The organism is Bacillus sp. 1NLA3E (genome assembly GCF_000242895.2).
GTDB lineage: Bacteria > Bacillota > Bacilli > Bacillales > Cytobacillaceae > Bacillus_BU.
Genome location: NC_021171.1, coordinates 4,120,183 through 4,137,943 on the forward strand (window position 1 = coordinate 4,120,183; position 17,761 = coordinate 4,137,943).

Sequence of the window (17,761 nt, forward strand, 5' to 3'; positions counted from 1 at the left end):
TAATAGATACTTCCGTTAACAGCATTTTTTAATTGCCAAATTCATCTTAAGACTAAATGATGTTCAACACCAATCCATAGCTGAACAAGTAAAGCGATGCTATTTTATGTATCGCTTTTTGTAAAAAGGAAAAAATTTATTTTCAAGTGCAACACACCTGGAGATTACCCCCATGCCGGGCGCACTAAAAGGGTCTTCTTTTGATGACCTTTCCCCGTTTAATTCCACATTAGGACTTCTTTGTTATTAACCTCTCTTTTAAAACTAAAAAAGGGTTGAGACTGCACTATTCCTTCCCAATCTTCCCCCTTTATTCTATTCTGACTATTCTACATTGTTATCTTCTTTTAAGTGAAAGGCAAAAGTACTATAGCTTAATAAAATACCTCTTTCTAGTACTATTCTATAATAGAGTAAACATAGAAATAGATTTGGAATCGATCATTTAACTCTAACCACTTCGAAAGATAAAGCACAAAATAAATACACACTAAATCTTACAAGCCTCAGAGGTTCTCTGTTAAAGTAACATTTAATTGATATGGATATAACATTAATAAATCATTTTGGTTGAATTGAAAATAGGCATAGGCTTTATACCAATTTGTTTAATAGCAAGTACCAATAATTCTATACTTCTATTTGTAAGGTTTCCTCTAAATCATGGTCAACTTCTAGACGTTTTTGCTTTCTTTTATATGCAACTTTTGAAACGAGTACACTTATTTCATAAATCAAGATTAATGGTATTGCTACTGAAATATGTGAGATAAATTCTGGTGGGGATATCATGCTTGCAACAATGACCAAGATAAAATAGGCGTATTTTCGAAGTTTAGCAATATTAAAGGGATTAATAACTCCTAAAGATGTTAGAAACATCATAACCAGCGGCATTTCAAAAGCCACACCAAAGGGTAACGTAATGTTTAATAAAAAACTAAAATATTTATCTGCCGTAAAAGTGGTTGACATAATACCGCTGCTTAAATCTACTAGGAACCGAACAATGTTAGGAAATATAAAAAAATATCCAAAGGATAATCCACAAATAAAAAGGATAAATAGTGCTGGTATATACGCTAAGGTCACCTTCCGTCCAGATGTTTTTAAAGCAGGTTTTACAAATAGCCACAATTGCCACGCTGCAACTGGAATTGTACCTGCACATGCTACAACACCGGCAAGATTAAAATATACCTTGACTATATCACTTGGTCCTAATACTAATAGTTTGTAATGAAAATTACCCAAAAAGAATAAATAGATATTTTTCACATAATAAAGGCAAATCACCATAAAAATGATGAAAGCTAAAGCAGTAATGATAATTCTTTTTCTAAATTCATCTAAATGCTCCACAATATTAAGTTCTTTTTCAGCCAAGTTGTTCTACTCCTTCCATTCACCAATGTAATTGAAAATCATTTAGAAGGTAATTCTATCTTTTTTTCTTTAAGAATTTTATTCTCCTCCTCGAGATCACGAATCCGTTTTTTCAAGAATCTGAGCCGGTGTTGCTCTGTCATACCAGGCAGTGCTGTATGAATGAATTCTATTTCGAATTTTTTTCGCCAACTATAAAAAGTATTGATGTTTACCCATTTCTCTTGAAACCTCGGCAACTGTCTTGTTCTGCTCGATTATCATTTTGACCACATAATTAAATAAAAGTTTGTTTATATATAGAACTCTCTTCGTTTAACAAGTGTCATATAAAATATTTCTATCCTTGTAAAAACTTTTAAAATATCATGGCTTCATTAGGTTTAAGCATATTAACATAAAAAAGGAAATACTTATTATACTTATTACCCATAACCAAGCAAACTCCATATTACCAGTATCAATCGCCATATAAATTGCGGTCGGAATGGTTTGAGTTTTCCCTGGGATATTTCCAGCAAACATTAATGTGGCTCCAAATTCACCTAATGCTCTTGCAAAACTCATGACAGAACCTGAAAGGATCATTCTAAGGGCTTGAGGAATGGTTAAATAGATAAATATTTGGAATTCATTCGCACCATCCATACGGCCTGCATTCTCAATATCCTTATCAACACCTTCAAATCCTGCCACCGCAGCTTGATACATAAGTGGAAATGCTACTACAGTAGAGGCAATAACAGCTGACCAATACGTAAACATAACAGGTTGATCAAAGATTAATTCAATTAGTTGGCCTATTAAACTATTCCTTCCAAAAATAATAATTAACAAGAATCCAACAACAGTAGGAGGCAATACTAATGGTAAAAGGAATATTGTTTCAACAATAGCTTTCCCTTTAAACGTTCGATTTGCCATTATCTTTCCGACAGTTATCCCTAAAATGGTAGCCAATATTCCCGAGATTATTGTTATCTCAATAGATAATTTAATGGGTGACCAAAAATTAATAGACATTCAAATTATTTTAGACCTTTAAATCCGTACTTTTCGAAAATCATTATCGATTTTATATTTTGTAGGTATTGATAAAATAAGGTAGCTTCAATTGGATGAGAACTGTTTTTTATCATACCTACCGGATAAATAATAGGCTCATGTGTAGTTTCCTTAGCTGAAGTGACAATCTTGACTTTGGGTGAAATCAAAGCATCTGTTTTATAAACAATTCCTGCATCAACATTACCCGTTTCTATATACGTAAGCACTTGGCGGACATCCTTTGCATATGCCATTTTCCCTTCAACTGCTGTCCAAATATTTAATTTTTCTAATGTTTGTTTGGCATATTGTCCTGCTGGTACTGCCTCAGGTGTTCCAATCGAAATTTTATCAACTTTTGTTAGGTCTTCAAATGTGTGAATTCCTTTCTTTGAGTCAGTTGGAACTACTAGTACAAGCTCGTTTCCAACTAAATCTGTTGCATTTTTCTTGTCGATTTGTCCATCCTGCACTAATTTTTGAAATTTGTCTTCTGCAGCTGAGAAAAAGAGATCCACTGGTGCTCCCTGGGAAATTTGCTGCTGCAGAGAGCCAGTAGCCCCGAAGTTATAGATAATTTTCACATGAGGATGTTCCTTCTCGAAATTTACTTTTATTTCATTTAAAGCATTTTGTAAACTGGCTGCTGCTGATATTGTCAATTCTTCATTCTTTTTATCCGCTTCTTGTTTTTTCCCTTGGGCTCCTGCTTTATTTGTATTGCATCCAGTAACTCCCATCAATAAAACCCATCGGACTTTCATATTAATTATTCCTTTCATTACTTTAATAAAAAATACCGTTCATATTTATTGGAGATGTATTTCAATGATCGTAGCAAATCAGTTTGTAAAAATCTTCATACCTTATAATAAAATGGCTAGTTTCCGGTTTATCTCTTTTCAATAACATTTGTCACAAATCATTTTATAAACGGAAATTAACGTTTGGGCTTTATGTTTCTTTTAAAATTACCGCTTACCCCACCTGATTTTTCTACCAAATAGGTTTTTCCAATCACCATACCTTTATCACAACTGCTTTACACATATCGTAGACTGTTAACGCAGACACAGTTGCTGCAGTGAGGGCTTCCATTTCAACACCCGTTCTCTCATTTGTTGTAACGGAGACACAAATAATTAATTGATATAATTATTGAGGTGTTTTTTCCCAACAAAAAGAAAGATTGATACCTGACAATGGAATTGGATGGCACATTGGAATAAGGTTCCATGTATTCTTTGCTGCCAATACTCCAGCAACCTGGTCAACAGCGAGTACATCTTATCTCATTACTTGTAATCTTATGAAAAATTTCTGGACTTACAGTTATGCTAGATTTTGCAAGAGCAGTTCTCGCTGTTTCAGGCTTATCGCTAACATCAACCATTTTACCCCTTCCTTCTTCATTAAAATGCGAAAATCTGCCATCCTACTTTCCTCCACTCAATACACCCTTCTGTATAAAATAGCTGCAACCTTAGTCGTTTATGCCTTTAATTCCCTATCATTTATCCGCCACTTACTGGCGGGATAAATGATACAATATCACCTATTTGCAAGATAAGATTATCATCTGCGTACTCTTCATTTACCCCAGTCATAACTGTATTTAATCTTAAAGAATATTTTTCAGCTAATGTTTGTTTAAGTTGCCCCACAGAAATTGGAACTTCTGTCCATGTAATCTTAGGAGCCCCTACTGTTTCTTGAAGATGGGAAAAAAATAAGATTTCAATCATTACTAAATTCCTCCTTATTCGGTTTTCCAGAAGGGTAACTTTTCTTCTCCAGCTGATCTCCAATCCACGATTCCCCATCTTCCCAGTGTTCTTTCTTCCATATCGGAACCATTTCCTTTATCCGTTCAATTGCATAACGGCACGCATTAAAGGATTGTGCCCGGTGAGGGGTTGAAACAGCAATCACTACTGCTATATCTGAAATATCAAGTCTTCCAATCCGATGAGAAATGGCCACTATCGCTCCCGGCCACTGTTCTTGAATTTCTGTGCTAATTTGGGTCAGTTTTTTCACTGCCATCGATTCATAGGCATCATATTCTAAATAAAGAGTTTTCTTTTCTTTTGTAAACTCCCGCACAGTACCGATAAATGTATTAATTGCTCCTGATGTTCGTTTTTCAACTTTATGAATAATTGACTCGATTGAAATAGGCTCTTTTGTTATCTCAAACATTTTTTCTTTCAACACACTTTCTCCTTTTTCATGTATGCTTGAATCCATGAGATATAGCCTGATTCATCCTGAATGGAATACACAGGAATATCACATTCAGGAAAGGAATCATACCAGCAAATAAGTAAAATGATGTTACTTAGTTTTTTTAAAAGCTCTTCTTCCTGAGGTGTTTTTAATAGCACTATTTTGGGAAATGGTTCGTTTTTAAATCCTTCAACAAGGATGAGGTCTAAGGAAAAGGTTTCATATAATTCTAATAATCTATCTAATGTTAAATAGTTTTCGTCTGCACAAGTTATTTGTAATAACCCTTTGCCTTCAACACCTGTAATTGTAGCTCCAGCAGAACGATGTTTAAACGTATCTTTATTAGTGTCTAAACCTAACGGAGATCCATCATGCCCATGATGTTTAAGTGCCCCAATTCGAAGTTTGTTGTTTTTAAACACCCCTAATAGTTTGGAAACTAGTGTTGTTTTACCGCTATTTTGAAACCCAACTAATTGTAATATAGGTGTATTAATACTCATCTTCATCACTACCTTTATCTTTTAATAGCGACACATTCAAGTATTAGTTGATTACCTAACAAAATGAGCACTTCTTTGGTTAAAACTACAGATATTAACCACCAATATAATACATTTCTATTTTTCTTTCTTGGTTTGTATCGTTCACTCTATCTTCAGAATAACGATCCGTCCGTCCTTTCCATATATCTTTCACAGAGGCTACTATTTGTCCAGTGGAAGCCCCTTCTCTCATTAATTTCTTAATATCAAATCCTTGGTTGGCAAACAAACATTTATAAATCTTTCCATCTGCAGACAAACGAACACGGGTACAAGTTGAACAAAATGCATCCGAAACCGAGGAGATATATCCTATTTCAGCATTAGTACCTACATGTCGATAACGTTTAGCCACTTCCCCATAATATCGGAATGAGACCTGTTCTAAAGGATATTGGGCTTGAATTCTGTCATGAATCTCCTTAATTGTTACCACTTGATCCAATTTCCATCCATTTGAATTACCTGCATCCATAAATTCAATAAATCTTAAAGTCATGTCGTTTTCTTTAAAAAATTGAACCATTGGTATTATTTGATGATCGTTCACATTCTTTTGAACGACCATATTTATCTTTACTTCAAGCCCCGCTTCTTTTGCCGCAAATATTCCTTTTAAGATAGAACTCACTTTTACATTTCTGCCATTCATTTTTGTAAAAATAGAATCTTCCATGGCATCTAAACTGATATTTACCCGCTTCAATCCAGCTTCTTTTAAATACTTAGAATAAAGAGGAAGATAATATCCGTTAGTCGTTAAAGCAATATCATTAATTCCAGAAATACCAGATAATTTATTAATTAAATCTGGAAGGTTTTTTCGAAGTAATGGTTCTCCGCCTGTGATCCTCAATTTATTGACCCCTAACAGGGCAAATGCCTGAACGATCCTTTCAATTTCCTGAAAGGATAATAATTCTTCCCTATTTAAAAAGGAACGATGGGCATACTCTTTTTCCGGCATGCAATAGGCACAGCGAAAATTACATTGATCAATCACCGAAATACGTAAGTCACGTAACGGTCTATCAAGAGAATCTATCAGGTTATCCATTGTTTTCATGTTCATAGTTCTCCTTACTTAGTCTAGCCTCAGGAACTTTGTTTTTTTATACTAACTCAATAAAATTACTTATAAATGCCCAATCAACTATAATGATTCTCTATTTCGATTTCTCTAAATGATCGATAAACCTATTTTTTTCACCTCTCTCTAATTCAAAGGAAATGAACTTCCTTCATCCTCAAGCAATAATACTTGTACCTGGTCTCCCTTTTGAAATCCCCGTTCCCCACCAGGTAATACGGTTAATGAATCGGTATGAGCTAAACTCATCACCACATTGGATTTATCGATACCTGCAGGGTCAACAAGTAATTTTCCATTTTCAAAATACAGCTTACTTCGAACAAACCTTGTTAATGGATTTGCTCTTGGAAAATCAACATTCAATTGTGCAACTCCAGCTCTTAGATGAGTATTTTCACAAAAAAGCATTTTCCTTATCACTGGCCTAGTAAATAACTCGAAACCTACATAACTGGCAGAAGGGTTTCCAGAAAGCCCGAATAGAAATTTCCCTTTCAGTATCGCTACCGTTGTGACACTGCCTGGACGCATGGCTACTTTATTAAATAGAACCTTTCCATTTAATCTCTTGTACACCTCTGGCATTAAATCATAATCTCCGACAGAAACGCCTCCAGTTGTGACCAACATATCGACATCTTTAAGTGCTGCATCCACTGCATTCGTACAAGTATCCAAAACATCGGGTAATTTTCCTAAATAGACTGGTTCTCCGCCGGCTCTCCTGATTTGAGAGGCGATCATAAATGAGTTACTATTTCTGATCTTTCCATCTTGCAGGGGTTCATCTATATCCAGGAGTTCAGAACCCGTTACAAAAATTCCTATTTTGGGTTTTACGGCAACTCGAACTTTTGTATAACCGAAGGTAGCAAGGACAGCCATCACCCCCGGATTAATCCTTGTTCCTTTTTTTAGGATCATTTCTCCTTTTTTTGTTTCTTCTCCCTGATAGGAAATATGATCCCCATCCTTCACCTTGCGTTTGATGGTGATATATTTTTCTCCGTTTTTTTCTACTTCTTTCACGGCTTCCAGCATAATAATGGCATCACAGCCCTTTGGTACCTTCGTTCCGGTCATGATTCTGGTTGTTTCAAAAGGTCCTATTTCCTTAACAGCCACCATTCCAGCCCCAAGCTTTTCTATTACTTTGAATTCAATAGGCTGATGGGATGAAGCCTCTAAGGTATCCTTTGACCGAAGGGCATAGCCATCAAATGCTGACCGTGTAAACAATGGCACATCATTTGTAGCAAGGATATCTTCTCCAAGAAATCGTTGATCACAATCATTGATAGAAATTACCTCTGTTTTCCCTTCCATGAAATGATCGATTATTTTATTAACCGCCTGATTAATTTGGATCGGTGTTCTTTTCTCCACCATATACGCTCACCTCATAAAATACTGATAGTTATAGAAATTGTGGTCATATGAAAAGACCTAAAAGATGTTTTAGGTCTTATACATACTGGGAATATTGATAAAATTTCCTACCATCCATTTACTTTGTATTCAGAGTAGAATTGGTCGATTCCTCAATAGTCCTTTTTTTATCAATTGAAGAAGATACCGTCTCTTTTTCTTCATTTTCTTCGATTAATTCGTTAGTGGATTTCTTAAATTCTCTTAATGTTTGACCTACTGCACGGCCTAGTTCTGGAAGCTTTTTAGGGCCAAAAATGATAAGAGCAAGGACTAAGATCAAGATTAATCCAGGAATCCCAATATTGGATAACATAAAAACAACTCCAATTTTTATATTCATTATTTTTTTATGATTGATTTTCTTATTCCCTTTTTGAGAGAGAACTAGTATTGCCCAAAAGTTTACAGTGTACAAGAACACTGTAAAGACAAGTTAACTATAATAATAGTTCATTTTATAATCACTAAATTATTTTGCTCAAATCACTTTTTATCAAAAATTGATTTTTCTATTTCCATGACATATTCTTTTTCATCACCAATTAATCCCTTAGTTGATTTCTTAAATTCTTTTAATGATTGGCCCATCGCCCGACCAATCTCTGGAAGTTTCTTCGGACCAAATACAATGAGAGCAAGAGTTACTATTAAAATTAAACCTGGTCCTCCAATATTTGAAATCATGGTCATTCACACCTTTATATTTTGAATTCATGTGACGAAAGAACTCCTTTTTCGTTTTGAACATGAAACACATTGTTCTTCGTTTTCACGTAGTGTTTCAAATTGTTCATGACAAATACAACATTGTTTTTGATAAATAGAATAATGGATATCTTTTACTTCAGAAATATGTTCATCCAACCTGATAGCATTTTCCGGACATATATCCACACATAACCGACAGGAAGAACAAGATTGGGCAGCAATCGAAAAAGTAGTCTCTAATTTACTGAAACATTTTTTCTCACAAAGAAGTTCACAAGCTTTGCATAATGTACATTTTTCGGGATCTAATGATATATTTGTAAATTGATAACAAGGATAATATTTTGTTACGTCTAATTGTTTATGATTAAATCGCCAGTTTACAGGAGTTACTTGTTTCAAAAAAGATTGGCTTTCCTTTTTCCATAGAGAAAAAAGCTCTCTGCGTGAATATACTTCTTCATTTTTTTCTAATGCTTTATTTAAAACACAAAAAGTATCTTCACCTAGTTGATTTAGAATCAAGTTTACTGCTTCTACTCTCTCCTTCAAAGGGCCCGTTAACGAAGAATCCTCATAAATAATTTCTCTGACACCTTTTTTGAAAAGTATCAACATTTCCTTAACAGTAGGCAAATGATCAGTTGAAATTAAGAGTTTATTTTGAATAACGGCTCTTTTTGGGAATATACCTGCAACTGCTTGAACTGGGCAGGCGGCAATACAATTACCACATTCATTACACTTATTTCTCTGGATAATAGGACGATTATTTTCAAGAGTGATAGCATTATTTTCGCAAACCTCGAGACATCTTAAACAAGTGGAACGAGGACTCTTATACCGAGTACATGATGCTAAAACTTCATATTGATAATCAAGACTTTCTACCCATTTGCTTAATAAACCCATCTTGACCACCTCTTCAAAATGATCCTGGTTGGGAAATGATCAGGCACTCCATACTTAACTAATAGTGGAAGGGGTTGTTGCAAACGAAATGAATTCTTTCCAAAGCAACACCCCTCGTTTGTAAAATGAAACTTAAATTGTAAACGTTAGTATTAGAATGGTGGTAATGTTCCTACTCCCACAACATACATCAATGCTCGTCCAATAACCGTACCTATCAAAACAGCAATAAAGAGCATTGTATAGATGCTTGAAATGGTTCCTTTTGCGGTAACAACTGGCTCTTCGTTCGAGCCAGAGACCTGACTTCCATTCCAATACTTGAACATCACTGTAAAAGGTAATACACAGGCTAGCAAAACATATAGGCCAAACCAAATAGCATATTGATTGGTAATAAGATGTAAGGCCCTCTGCAGCCTCTGAGTTGCTACCTCATCCTCAACAACCTGTCCAAGACCGGAAAGCATCCATACCGTAGAAACGATAAGAGCTAATCCACCGAAAACCGAAAGACAGACTAATGTTCTTGAGGATTTATGACTGAAATCTAAATTTCCCAAAACAAGTGCTCCAAAAGCCCCTAAGAGAAGGGTTGTCCCCAAAAACGACATCGGAACCCAACCGGAATTCCATGCAGCCTGCGAGGGAAGAAGATAGGTCATTGAACTAGAGGCAATCGATATGAGACCAAGTATCGTCGTAATGGAACCAAGAAGAACCCGGTTCGATTGTCGCTCTTTGAACCAGAAATAGCTATATATAAGTGCAGCGAACGCAAAGATTCCTGAAAAAAGTACCTCACGACTTAACCAAGAACTTCCCAAATGTCGCAAGGAGTTCGCTGCGTGCAATGGATTTCCTAAATGCATAAGTGATGAAAAAATTCCAACGACAGTCAAAGGAAATATTGATATCCCTAGAATACGGGCCATCTTTGAGGTTGCGGATCGACTTTTTTGGTCAATTAATGTGACAGCCAATGCCAAACCACATGCTAACTGTAAAGCGATTGTAAATAGTACCAAGGGCCATTCCATAAAAAATTCCACCTTTCTTATCCCTTCATTGCTTCAGGTTTTACTTTGTAGCGGGTTGAAGGTTTGGAGATACCAGGTGAGGGAAGGTTGTGAATCGAAATTGTAGAACCTGGCCGATTTTCAAAATCAGACAACTTTCCAATTTCAATGGCACGCGTTGGGCATGCACTTACACAAGCTGGAAGCTCCCCTTCTTTCACATTATCAATACACATGTTACACTTTCTCACCTTACCCACTTCTTCGTTAAACTGTGGAGCCCCATACGGGCATGCCCAAGTACAATAACGGCATCCAATACAGAGATCTGGATTATGCACGACAATACCATCTTCACGCTTGGTGTATGCCCCTGCTGGGCAGGCTTTTACACATTGTGGATCTTCACAATGGTTGCAAGACATAGAAATGTTATATACAAAGATTTTAGGGTACTCTCCTACCTCAAAGCTTCTCACTTTACGAATCCGTTGTCCCAAAGCAGCATTGTTGATATCTTTACAAGCGATTTCACAAGTCTTACAATTGATGCATTTGGTTGTATCGACGTAAAACGCCATCTGGTCTTTCGCCACGACTTTACCCTCCTCTTTTAGAGTTTCTTAACTTGTACCAAGTTAGTATGTTGACCGTTACCATGGGCAAGAGGTGTAGGACGTTGACTGGTAAGAATATTAATACATCCTCTTTGACAAACTCCTTTATCGTCAGGAGTATACCAAGCGCCTTGAGGAATGGACACAACCCCCGGACGAATTCTCTTGGTGATACGAACAGGGATCACTAGCGCTCCACGGTCATTGTACACTTTGGCCTTATCTCCATCTTGCAGTCCGCGAGCTTGAGCATCTTCAGGGTTAATCCACATCTGTTGCGGCTCAGCCTCTTCCATCCACGGAGTTTCATCCCAAGTTGAATGGGTACGCCTTTTAATATGTGGTCCAAAACACTGGAGCGGATATTTTTCTCTGAGCGAATCCTCAGGCCCCTCTGCGGCAGGAGTGTATTTAGGAACTCCAGGAATTTCATCGTTTTTCATATCAAAGAGTGTTTTTGAGAAAATCTCAATTTTCCCTGAAGGGGTTTGGAATGGATTGTTGGCTGGATCCTTAATCTCTTTTTCGTATGAGACGTATTCCCTGGCATCACTTCGATAGAGGCCCTTCTTCTTAAGTTCTTCCCAGCTTGGGAATTGAGGGTCTGCTTTCTGTGCATCCGCAACCAGCTGTTTCATCCAATCCTCTTGGGTCTTTCCTTCGGTAAATTTCTCCCCAAGGCCCAGTTTCTCAGCTACTTTACTCATCCACCAGTAATCGTGCTTACATTCGCCGGGTGGTTCAATGACCTTATTTCCAAACAGGATATAGTTTTCACCTGTCCACGGAAAGCCAAAGTCATACCGTTCAAAGGCATGGTCAGACGGCAAAAGAATATCTGCAAACTTTGCACTTGGTGTCATAAACTGTTCCGATACTACGATATATTCTAGTTTACTTTCGTCTTCTAGGATTTTAATCGTTTTATTAATATCCGCGTGCTGATTGACTAACGTGTTGCTGCCTAAATTCCACATGAACTTAAGATTGCTCTTCAGCGGACCATTCTGAACTCCGTCTTTTTCAGTCATCTCGGTTCCTCGAACCACAGCATCCGTCCACATGAACACGGAGATTTGTGTTTCCACAGGATTGTCTCCTGTAGGTAATTCGCCGACATCTAATCCTAATTTACGGCCACCTTCGCCGCCGCCCCAGCCGCCGCCGAGAATTCCAATGTTCCCTGTCATTGCGGCAAGAACAATACCAGCGCGTACAGAAGATTCACCTTGTGCGTGACGCTGTGGGCCAAGACCTTGCAACAACTGAGCAGGTTTTGTTGTCGCATACTCTCTTGCCAGATTTTTGATAGTATTGGCATCGATTCCCGTAATAGCAGCAGCCCACTCAGGAGTCTTTGTCTGTCCATCTGTAGTTCCTAAAATATAACTTTTATAAGAATTCCCCGATGGAACTCCTTCAGGCATATGCTCTTCATCAAAGCCGATTGTATATTTATCCAAGAAAGCTTGATCATGTAAATTTTCTGTAATAATGACATAAGCCATAGCAGAGAATAAAGCCGTATCGGTTGATGGAACGATTGGAATCCACTGATCCCCAAACGTTGCAGCAGATTCAGTATAACGAGGATCGATAACAATAACTTTGGCACCGGCCTTTTTCGCTTTTGCCAGATAGTAGTTTGAGTTCGTCTCAAAGACAGTTTCAGCTGGATTAAATCCACTTAAAATAATAAGTTTTGAATGATGCAAAGTTTGATAACTATTGGTATCCCGGTATCCCGTCACGAAGGGAGCGGTGTATTTTAAACAGGCGGAACTATAGGAACCATAATAGCCAAGATAACCACCCATCATATTCATTAACCGCTTGGCACTAGTTCTTCCGGCCATGGCTCCTTCGTCCCCAGTGGCATAATTAACATAAACTGAGTGTGGTCCGTATTGATCTACTATTTTTTTGAGATTTTTGGCTATAAGGTCTGTTGCCTCATCCCAAGTAATTCTCTCAAACTTACCTTCACCGCGTTTACCCACTCTCTTCATAGGGTATTTCAAGCGGTCTGGATGATAAACGCGGTTACGGGTTGCACGCCCTTTAAGACAAGCACGTAACTGTGGATTATTTTCCAAGTCCGGTCTATCATCAGTTGTAATTCTTACAACTACACCATCTTTTACATGGGCTTTGATCTGACAACGGCCCCCACAGTTGTGATTACATAATACTGGAATAACTTGTGTACCCTCGTCAGTATTGACTGCTGAAGCTAATTGTTCTTTTGTGAGAACTTCCCACGTTCCTGAGACTGCCACCGTTCCTGCAACACTTCCGGATAATTTGAGGAAGGTTCTTCGGTCAAGTTTAATACTCATTCCTGTTCCTCCGATACTAACATTTTTGCTTCTGTAAACCACGACAAACCTAAAACGCTCTCGTTTCAAATAAGCAAAGTCTTTGTTACGGACTTTTGATTGTTTTTAGGAATGGTTCTCCGCAGTCTGTATAACCTTTTGTTTCCGCTGGTCTGTTGTACAAATCAATTCGATTGTAGACTGTAACTATGTTTTCACCTCCAACTGTACATACCTCCTTGTATATATTTCTATGTGGTTTTTAGAAGCTTTTTTAGTTTATCAGTGTTGCTTAGTATAGCTCAACAAACCCAGCAATTTATTAGTTACTAATAAATTTATTGGTCGATATCCTACACAAGGTAGAGTATTTTATTGATATTAGACTCAAAAGTGGACACAGTTTACCAACAGCTCCGGGCTTTCGAAAACGTATTCGTGATTTGGAGGAGGAAAATGCAATTTTAAAAAAGGCTATGCACTTCTTCGCGAAAGACCATCGGTAATATTCTCATTCATCTATGAGAGAAAAGAGATTAGCTGCATTCTTTAAATGATGACTGGGAGGAACCATGTGCTTTAATAGGGCAAGCACTGTTCTATGAGGGGGGGGATCCAATTTATAGCAAGGTAGAAAGGCTCCTTTCTACCCGACTACTTAAAAGTGCAGTTGGGGAAACCGGATCATAAATAGTTTTCTAAAAAAAATGAGCCCTTCGTCTTGTTCAACGAATAGGCTCTTATCAAATAAGTAAAGTCAATGTAAATGTAGTCCCTTTTACTTTTTATCCTTATCAATTATTTTTAAGTATCTGTATATACTGGGTTCAGATACATTCAATAACTCAGCGACTTGGGATACGGCACCTTTTAATTGAAATATTCCTTTCTTGTATAACTGTTTTATTATTTCTATTTTTTGTTCCTGTTTTAGAATGATATTTGGATTTAAAAGAGAGGGGTCAACGATTGACTTTACAACCTCTTCAATTGAATCTGAAAAATATTCGATAAATTCATGATCATGGTGTTCTTCTATTTTTTCTTTTTTAGAAATAGCTGTTTCAACTAAAGTTGGGCTTATCATGTTTAGTTGTGTCTGAACTAAATCCAGAATGTCAATGGCAATTTTTCTATGTTTACTTGAATCAAAATTGATACAAAACATTCCAATTAATTCATTATTTTCATCTTTAATAAAATAAGTAGAACCTCGAATTTCTTCACCTAATTTAGTAAAACCTTTGTAGTTTGTTATATAGTCCTTATCTAAATACGTTCTGTCTTTCATCATTTTAAGAGCAAGTCCTGTTAATGGTGCACTAACCGTTCGCCCGCTGATATGATTATTTGCAATGGCTCCAACATAGGAATTGCCTTTCTCGATAATGTGTAAAATAACCTCATAGTTTTCCCCAAGGACTTTTCCTAAAAATTCCACCAGTTTTTTGTAGTGATCAATAATTTCTTTATTCTTAACTTTCATATTCATAGTGAACTCCCCATAAAAATAATAGATTCTTATAATTCCTCATGATAAATCAATGTGGAAACAGGTTAAAAAATTAATCTATTCACCTTAAAAGTTTAACAATTATTGAATACATTTTCCAGATGGATAAAGCGGTTCAACAAAATAATACCAAGAATTCATATATGAAAATAGTATAACCATGGGATTTTGGCTATACATTTCAACAAAAAAATTAAACGTTTTTTTAGATATCCTTATGATAAAAAAAATTCTAATCATTATAAAATTTTATTGATATATTAATATCTTTTGATAATATAATATTATCATGATAATAAAAAATTATTAAGGAGTGTTTTAAATGAAAAAATATCCAGAGGCAATTGGCCCTTACTCAGCATTTCGTATAACAGGCAATTTAATATTTACGTCCGGACAACTTCCAATTAATCCAGAAACAAACGAATTTCCGAGCAATAAAATTGAAGATCAAACAAGACAATCTCTATTAAATGTCAAAGCAATCCTCGAAGAAAATGGCTGCACTATGGATAATATCATAAAAACGACTGTCTATTTACATAATATGAATGATTTCAATGCTATGAATGAAGCATATAAAGAATTTTTTGTTTCTCCTTACCCTGGAAGAACGGCTGTTGCAGTTGAAAAACTGCCAAAAAATGCTTTAGTTGAGATTGAGGTTATTGCAGTACTTGATAAATAAAAAGGAGTGAGGAAGATGAAGCTAGATACAAAATTAATTCACGGTGGTCCGTTAATTGATCCGCATACTGGAAGTTCATCCGTACCTATTTATCAAGCCTCCACCTTTCATCAAGCACAATTTACAGAATCACAAGAGTTTACCTATACTCGATTTGGTAATCCCACAAGAAAGGCTTTAGAGGAAACGATTGCCTGTTTGGAATATGCAAAATATGGATATGCCTTTTCATCTGGTATGGCAGCGATTTCTACGGTGCTGCTTAATTTTTCACAAGGTGATCACTTAATCTTATGCAAAGATATCTATGGAGGGGCCTATCAGCTTGTAACCGAGATGTTTCCAAGATACGGAATCGAATACACTTTCGTGGACGAAACGGATCTCGATTCCTGGAAGAAAGCAATCAGGAAAAAAACAAAAGGAATTTATATCGAGACACCTTCTAATCCATTGTTAACGATAACCGATATAAGAGGTGTTGTAAAATTAGCAAAACAACACAATCTACTGACCATTATTGACAATACGTTTATGACGCCAATTTACCAAAATCCGATTAAACTCGGAGTCGATATCGTGATCCATAGTGCGACAAAATTTATTAACGGCCATAGTGATGTAACCGCCGGAATGGTTGTGACCAACGACCAAGAGATTTCTGATACGTTATACAAAACACAAAAAATGCTTGGTAGTATGCTTCCCCCATATGATTGTTGGTTAATTTTAAGAGGAATCAAGACAATGAAAGTCCGTATGGAAAAGGAAGTAGAAAACGCGGCATATATTGCGAAAGAGCTCCAAAAACATAGCAAAGTGAAGGCCGTCTATTACCCTGGTCTTGAACATCACAAAGGTAGAAAGATCCATTATTCCCAAGCAAGCAGTGGAGGGGCTGTCCTGACCTTTGATTTAGGAAACTATGAAAATGTAAAAAACTTTTTTGCCCATGTGACCATTCCGATAGTCGCCGTGAGTTTAGGCGGGGTAGAATCCATATTATCTTATCCGTTCACCATGTCTCATGCCGTAATCCCTGAAAAAGGACGAATTGAATTAGGGGTGACCGACGGGTTAGTTCGACTAAGCTGCGGGCTTGAAGATAAAGATGACCTTCTTAATGATTTACACAAGGCATTAGATCATGTAAAAGCCGCATCTGCATTACGGAAAAAAGTACTATAAGGATTGGAACGTGCTTTATGAACAGAATAACGATTGCCAATGTACCTACAAAGATTGAAAAATTGAACTTTTTCAATAAACACTTAAATAAAACCGTCTTTATCAAACGTGATGACCAAACAGGAATGGCTACATCGGGAAATAAGATCAGAAAGCTGGAATATTTGCTTCAAGATGCCCAAAACCAAAAATGTGATTATCTAATTACCAGTGGTGGGATTCAATCGAACCATGCGAGAGCAACTGCTGTTTTAGCGGCTAAATTTCGAATGAAAACTTTGTTAATTTTAAAAGCCGGAGAAATAAATCGGATGGAAGGGAATCTGTTTTTCAATCAATTAGTAGGTGCAAAGATTAAGCTTGTAAGTGAGAATGAGTACCGGGATTTAACACCTATGATCGAAGAATTGAAGGAGGAATTGATTGACTCCGGACACCGCCCTTATGTTATTCCGATGGGAGGCTCAAACGGCATTGGTGCACAAGGGTATGTAGACGCCTATTATGAAATCCTGCACCAGGAACAGGAATTAGGATTAGTGTTTGATACGATTGTGGTGACCAACGGCTCAGGCGGTACATATGCCGGATTGTCATATGCAAATAAAGAAAGCCATCAAAATAAAACCATAATTGGTATGAGTGTATTAAATCAGAGTGAAGAAGCAGTTCATGATATATTACATGTTTTAACAGATATGAATCAATATAGAGACAATCATTTCTGTTTTTCGACTTCGGAGATCAACATTATTGATCGCTATATAGGATTAGGTTATGGCAAAAGCCAATTAGATGAACTGAAATTTATCGAGAAATTTGCACAAGAAGAAGGATTAATCCTTGACCCCGTATATACCGGGAAGGCGATGTATGGTTTGTACAACGAACTTAAAAATGGAAACTTTCAAGAAAGCCAAAACATATTGTTTATTCACACCGGTGGAATTTTTGGATGGACGGATGAAAAGATTAATATGTTGTTTGGAGCCGTTTAAAAGGATCTGTTCCCTGGACATATTCCGGGATATGTCCAGCTGACTCTAAAAATCTTTGTTGAATAA

General features: G+C 36.6%; 18 protein-coding genes and 1 pseudogene. 3 read left to right on the plus strand and 16 right to left on the minus strand.

Features of this window, described 5'->3' with window-relative positions; all coding sequences use genetic code 11:
* Nucleotides 1–630: 630 nt before the first annotated feature.
* From tatC to B1NLA3E_RS19930, 16 genes and pseudogenes are all read right to left on the minus strand, one after another.
* Entirely contained in the window at nt 631–1,386 is a 756-nt protein-coding gene (gene tatC / locus B1NLA3E_RS19855; protein WP_015595607.1) for a twin-arginine translocase subunit TatC, read from the minus strand.
* Between the two features lie 366 nt (nt 1,387–1,752).
* Nucleotides 1,753–2,409, minus strand: coding sequence for a molybdate ABC transporter permease subunit (modB, locus tag B1NLA3E_RS19865; RefSeq protein WP_041580713.1), 657 nt, complete (start codon nt 2,407–2,409; stop codon nt 1,753–1,755).
* Nucleotides 2,410–2,414: 5 nt separating this feature from the next.
* Nucleotides 2,415–3,215, minus strand: coding sequence for a molybdate ABC transporter substrate-binding protein (gene modA, locus B1NLA3E_RS19870; RefSeq protein ID WP_015595610.1), 801 nt, complete (start codon nt 3,213–3,215; stop codon nt 2,415–2,417).
* A gap of 158 nt (nt 3,216–3,373) precedes the next feature.
* A pseudogene (gene moaC / locus B1NLA3E_RS24410) lies at nt 3,374–3,826 on the minus strand (cyclic pyranopterin monophosphate synthase MoaC).
* A gap of 121 nt (nt 3,827–3,947) precedes the next feature.
* Nucleotides 3,948–4,178, minus strand: a complete 231-nt coding sequence (locus B1NLA3E_RS19875) for a MoaD/ThiS family protein (RefSeq protein WP_015595611.1) — start codon at nt 4,176–4,178, stop codon at nt 3,948–3,950.
* Nucleotides 4,171–4,635, minus strand: coding sequence for a molybdenum cofactor biosynthesis protein MoaE (locus B1NLA3E_RS19880; protein ID WP_041581232.1), 465 nt, complete (start codon nt 4,633–4,635; stop codon nt 4,171–4,173). Before B1NLA3E_RS19880 ends, B1NLA3E_RS19875 begins: the two co-directional genes overlap by 8 nt.
* An 8-nt stretch (nt 4,636–4,643) precedes the next feature.
* Nucleotides 4,644–5,168, minus strand: coding sequence for a molybdopterin-guanine dinucleotide biosynthesis protein B (gene mobB / locus B1NLA3E_RS19885; protein WP_041580718.1), 525 nt, complete (start codon nt 5,166–5,168; stop codon nt 4,644–4,646).
* Between the two features lie 94 nt (nt 5,169–5,262).
* Complete coding sequence (gene moaA / locus B1NLA3E_RS19890; protein ID WP_041580720.1) at nt 5,263–6,276, minus strand: GTP 3',8-cyclase MoaA; 1,014 nt, start codon at nt 6,274–6,276, stop codon at nt 5,263–5,265.
* 150 nt (nt 6,277–6,426) lie between these two features.
* Nucleotides 6,427–7,692 (minus strand): molybdopterin molybdotransferase MoeA, encoded by a 1,266-nt coding sequence (locus tag B1NLA3E_RS19895; RefSeq protein ID WP_015595615.1) that lies wholly within the window; start codon nt 7,690–7,692, stop codon nt 6,427–6,429.
* Between the two features lie 118 nt (nt 7,693–7,810).
* The gene (gene tatA, locus B1NLA3E_RS19900; RefSeq protein ID WP_041580722.1) at nt 7,811–8,047 is read right to left on the minus strand and encodes a twin-arginine translocase TatA/TatE family subunit; all 237 of its coding nucleotides are present in this window, start codon (nt 8,045–8,047) and stop codon (nt 7,811–7,813) included.
* A gap of 170 nt (nt 8,048–8,217) precedes the next feature.
* Nucleotides 8,218–8,418 (minus strand): twin-arginine translocase TatA/TatE family subunit, encoded by a 201-nt coding sequence (locus B1NLA3E_RS19905; protein ID WP_041580724.1) that lies wholly within the window; start codon nt 8,416–8,418, stop codon nt 8,218–8,220.
* Nucleotides 8,419–8,445: 27 nt separating this feature from the next.
* The gene (locus tag B1NLA3E_RS19910) at nt 8,446–9,354 is read right to left on the minus strand and encodes a 4Fe-4S dicluster domain-containing protein (protein ID WP_041580725.1); all 909 of its coding nucleotides are present in this window, start codon (nt 9,352–9,354) and stop codon (nt 8,446–8,448) included.
* A 152-nt stretch (nt 9,355–9,506) separates the two neighbouring features.
* The gene (locus B1NLA3E_RS19915) at nt 9,507–10,394 is read right to left on the minus strand and encodes a dimethyl sulfoxide reductase anchor subunit family protein (protein WP_041580726.1); all 888 of its coding nucleotides are present in this window, start codon (nt 10,392–10,394) and stop codon (nt 9,507–9,509) included.
* 17 nt (nt 10,395–10,411) lie between these two features.
* Nucleotides 10,412–10,969 (minus strand): 4Fe-4S dicluster domain-containing protein, encoded by a 558-nt coding sequence (locus B1NLA3E_RS19920; RefSeq protein ID WP_015595619.1) that lies wholly within the window; start codon nt 10,967–10,969, stop codon nt 10,412–10,414.
* A gap of 17 nt (nt 10,970–10,986) precedes the next feature.
* Nucleotides 10,987–13,329, minus strand: a complete 2,343-nt coding sequence (locus B1NLA3E_RS19925; protein ID WP_015595620.1) for a DMSO/selenate family reductase complex A subunit — start codon at nt 13,327–13,329, stop codon at nt 10,987–10,989.
* Between the two features lie 757 nt (nt 13,330–14,086).
* Nucleotides 14,087–14,800: a helix-turn-helix transcriptional regulator gene (locus B1NLA3E_RS19930; protein WP_015595621.1), complete on the minus strand. Its 714-nt coding sequence runs from the start codon at nt 14,798–14,800 to the stop codon at nt 14,087–14,089.
* Between the two features lie 343 nt (nt 14,801–15,143).
* Between B1NLA3E_RS19930 and B1NLA3E_RS19935 the strand changes: the two genes are divergently transcribed.
* From B1NLA3E_RS19935 to B1NLA3E_RS19945, 3 genes are read left to right on the plus strand one after another with little or no spacing between them, the layout of a single operon-like run.
* The gene (locus tag B1NLA3E_RS19935) at nt 15,144–15,509 is read left to right on the plus strand and encodes a RidA family protein (protein WP_015595622.1); all 366 of its coding nucleotides are present in this window, start codon (nt 15,144–15,146) and stop codon (nt 15,507–15,509) included.
* 15 nt (nt 15,510–15,524) lie between these two features.
* A complete protein-coding gene (locus tag B1NLA3E_RS19940; protein ID WP_015595623.1) occupies nt 15,525–16,697 on the plus strand; it encodes a trans-sulfuration enzyme family protein in 1,173 nt (390 codons plus the stop codon).
* 17 nt (nt 16,698–16,714) lie between these two features.
* Entirely contained in the window at nt 16,715–17,695 is a 981-nt protein-coding gene (locus tag B1NLA3E_RS19945) for a 1-aminocyclopropane-1-carboxylate deaminase/D-cysteine desulfhydrase (RefSeq protein WP_015595624.1), read from the plus strand.
* Nucleotides 17,696–17,761: the final 66 nt, after the last annotated feature.

Excerpts from the sequence above, each read along its gene's own strand:
- modB (WP_041580713.1), bottom strand. The coding sequence starts at position 2,409 with ATGTCTATTAATTTTTGGTCACCCATTAAATTATCTATTGAGATAACA.
- B1NLA3E_RS19915 (WP_041580726.1), bottom strand. The coding sequence starts at position 10,394 with ATGGAATGGCCCTTGGTACTATTTACAATCGCTTTACAGTTAGCATGT.
- mobB (WP_041580718.1), bottom strand. The coding sequence starts at position 5,168 with ATGAGTATTAATACACCTATATTACAATTAGTTGGGTTTCAAAATAGC.
- B1NLA3E_RS19925 (WP_015595620.1), bottom strand. The coding sequence starts at position 13,329 with ATGAGTATTAAACTTGACCGAAGAACCTTCCTCAAATTATCCGGAAGT.
- B1NLA3E_RS19940 (WP_015595623.1), top strand. The coding sequence starts at position 15,525 with ATGAAGCTAGATACAAAATTAATTCACGGTGGTCCGTTAATTGATCCG.
- B1NLA3E_RS19930 (WP_015595621.1), bottom strand. The coding sequence starts at position 14,800 with ATGAATATGAAAGTTAAGAATAAAGAAATTATTGATCACTACAAAAAA.
- tatA (WP_041580722.1), bottom strand. The coding sequence starts at position 8,047 with ATGTTATCCAATATTGGGATTCCTGGATTAATCTTGATCTTAGTCCTT.
- B1NLA3E_RS19905 (WP_041580724.1), bottom strand. The coding sequence starts at position 8,418 with ATGATTTCAAATATTGGAGGACCAGGTTTAATTTTAATAGTAACTCTT.
- B1NLA3E_RS19895 (WP_015595615.1), bottom strand. The coding sequence starts at position 7,692 with ATGGTGGAGAAAAGAACACCGATCCAAATTAATCAGGCGGTTAATAAA.
- B1NLA3E_RS19935 (WP_015595622.1), top strand. The coding sequence starts at position 15,144 with ATGAAAAAATATCCAGAGGCAATTGGCCCTTACTCAGCATTTCGTATA.
- B1NLA3E_RS19910 (WP_041580725.1), bottom strand. The coding sequence starts at position 9,354 with ATGGGTTTATTAAGCAAATGGGTAGAAAGTCTTGATTATCAATATGAA.
- B1NLA3E_RS19880 (WP_041581232.1), bottom strand. The coding sequence starts at position 4,635 with ATGTTTGAGATAACAAAAGAGCCTATTTCAATCGAGTCAATTATTCAT.
- moaA (WP_041580720.1), bottom strand. The coding sequence starts at position 6,276 with ATGAAAACAATGGATAACCTGATAGATTCTCTTGATAGACCGTTACGT.
- B1NLA3E_RS19875 (WP_015595611.1), bottom strand. The coding sequence starts at position 4,178 with ATGATTGAAATCTTATTTTTTTCCCATCTTCAAGAAACAGTAGGGGCT.
- modA (WP_015595610.1), bottom strand. The coding sequence starts at position 3,215 with ATGAAAGGAATAATTAATATGAAAGTCCGATGGGTTTTATTGATGGGA.
- B1NLA3E_RS19945 (WP_015595624.1), top strand. The coding sequence starts at position 16,715 with ATGAACAGAATAACGATTGCCAATGTACCTACAAAGATTGAAAAATTG.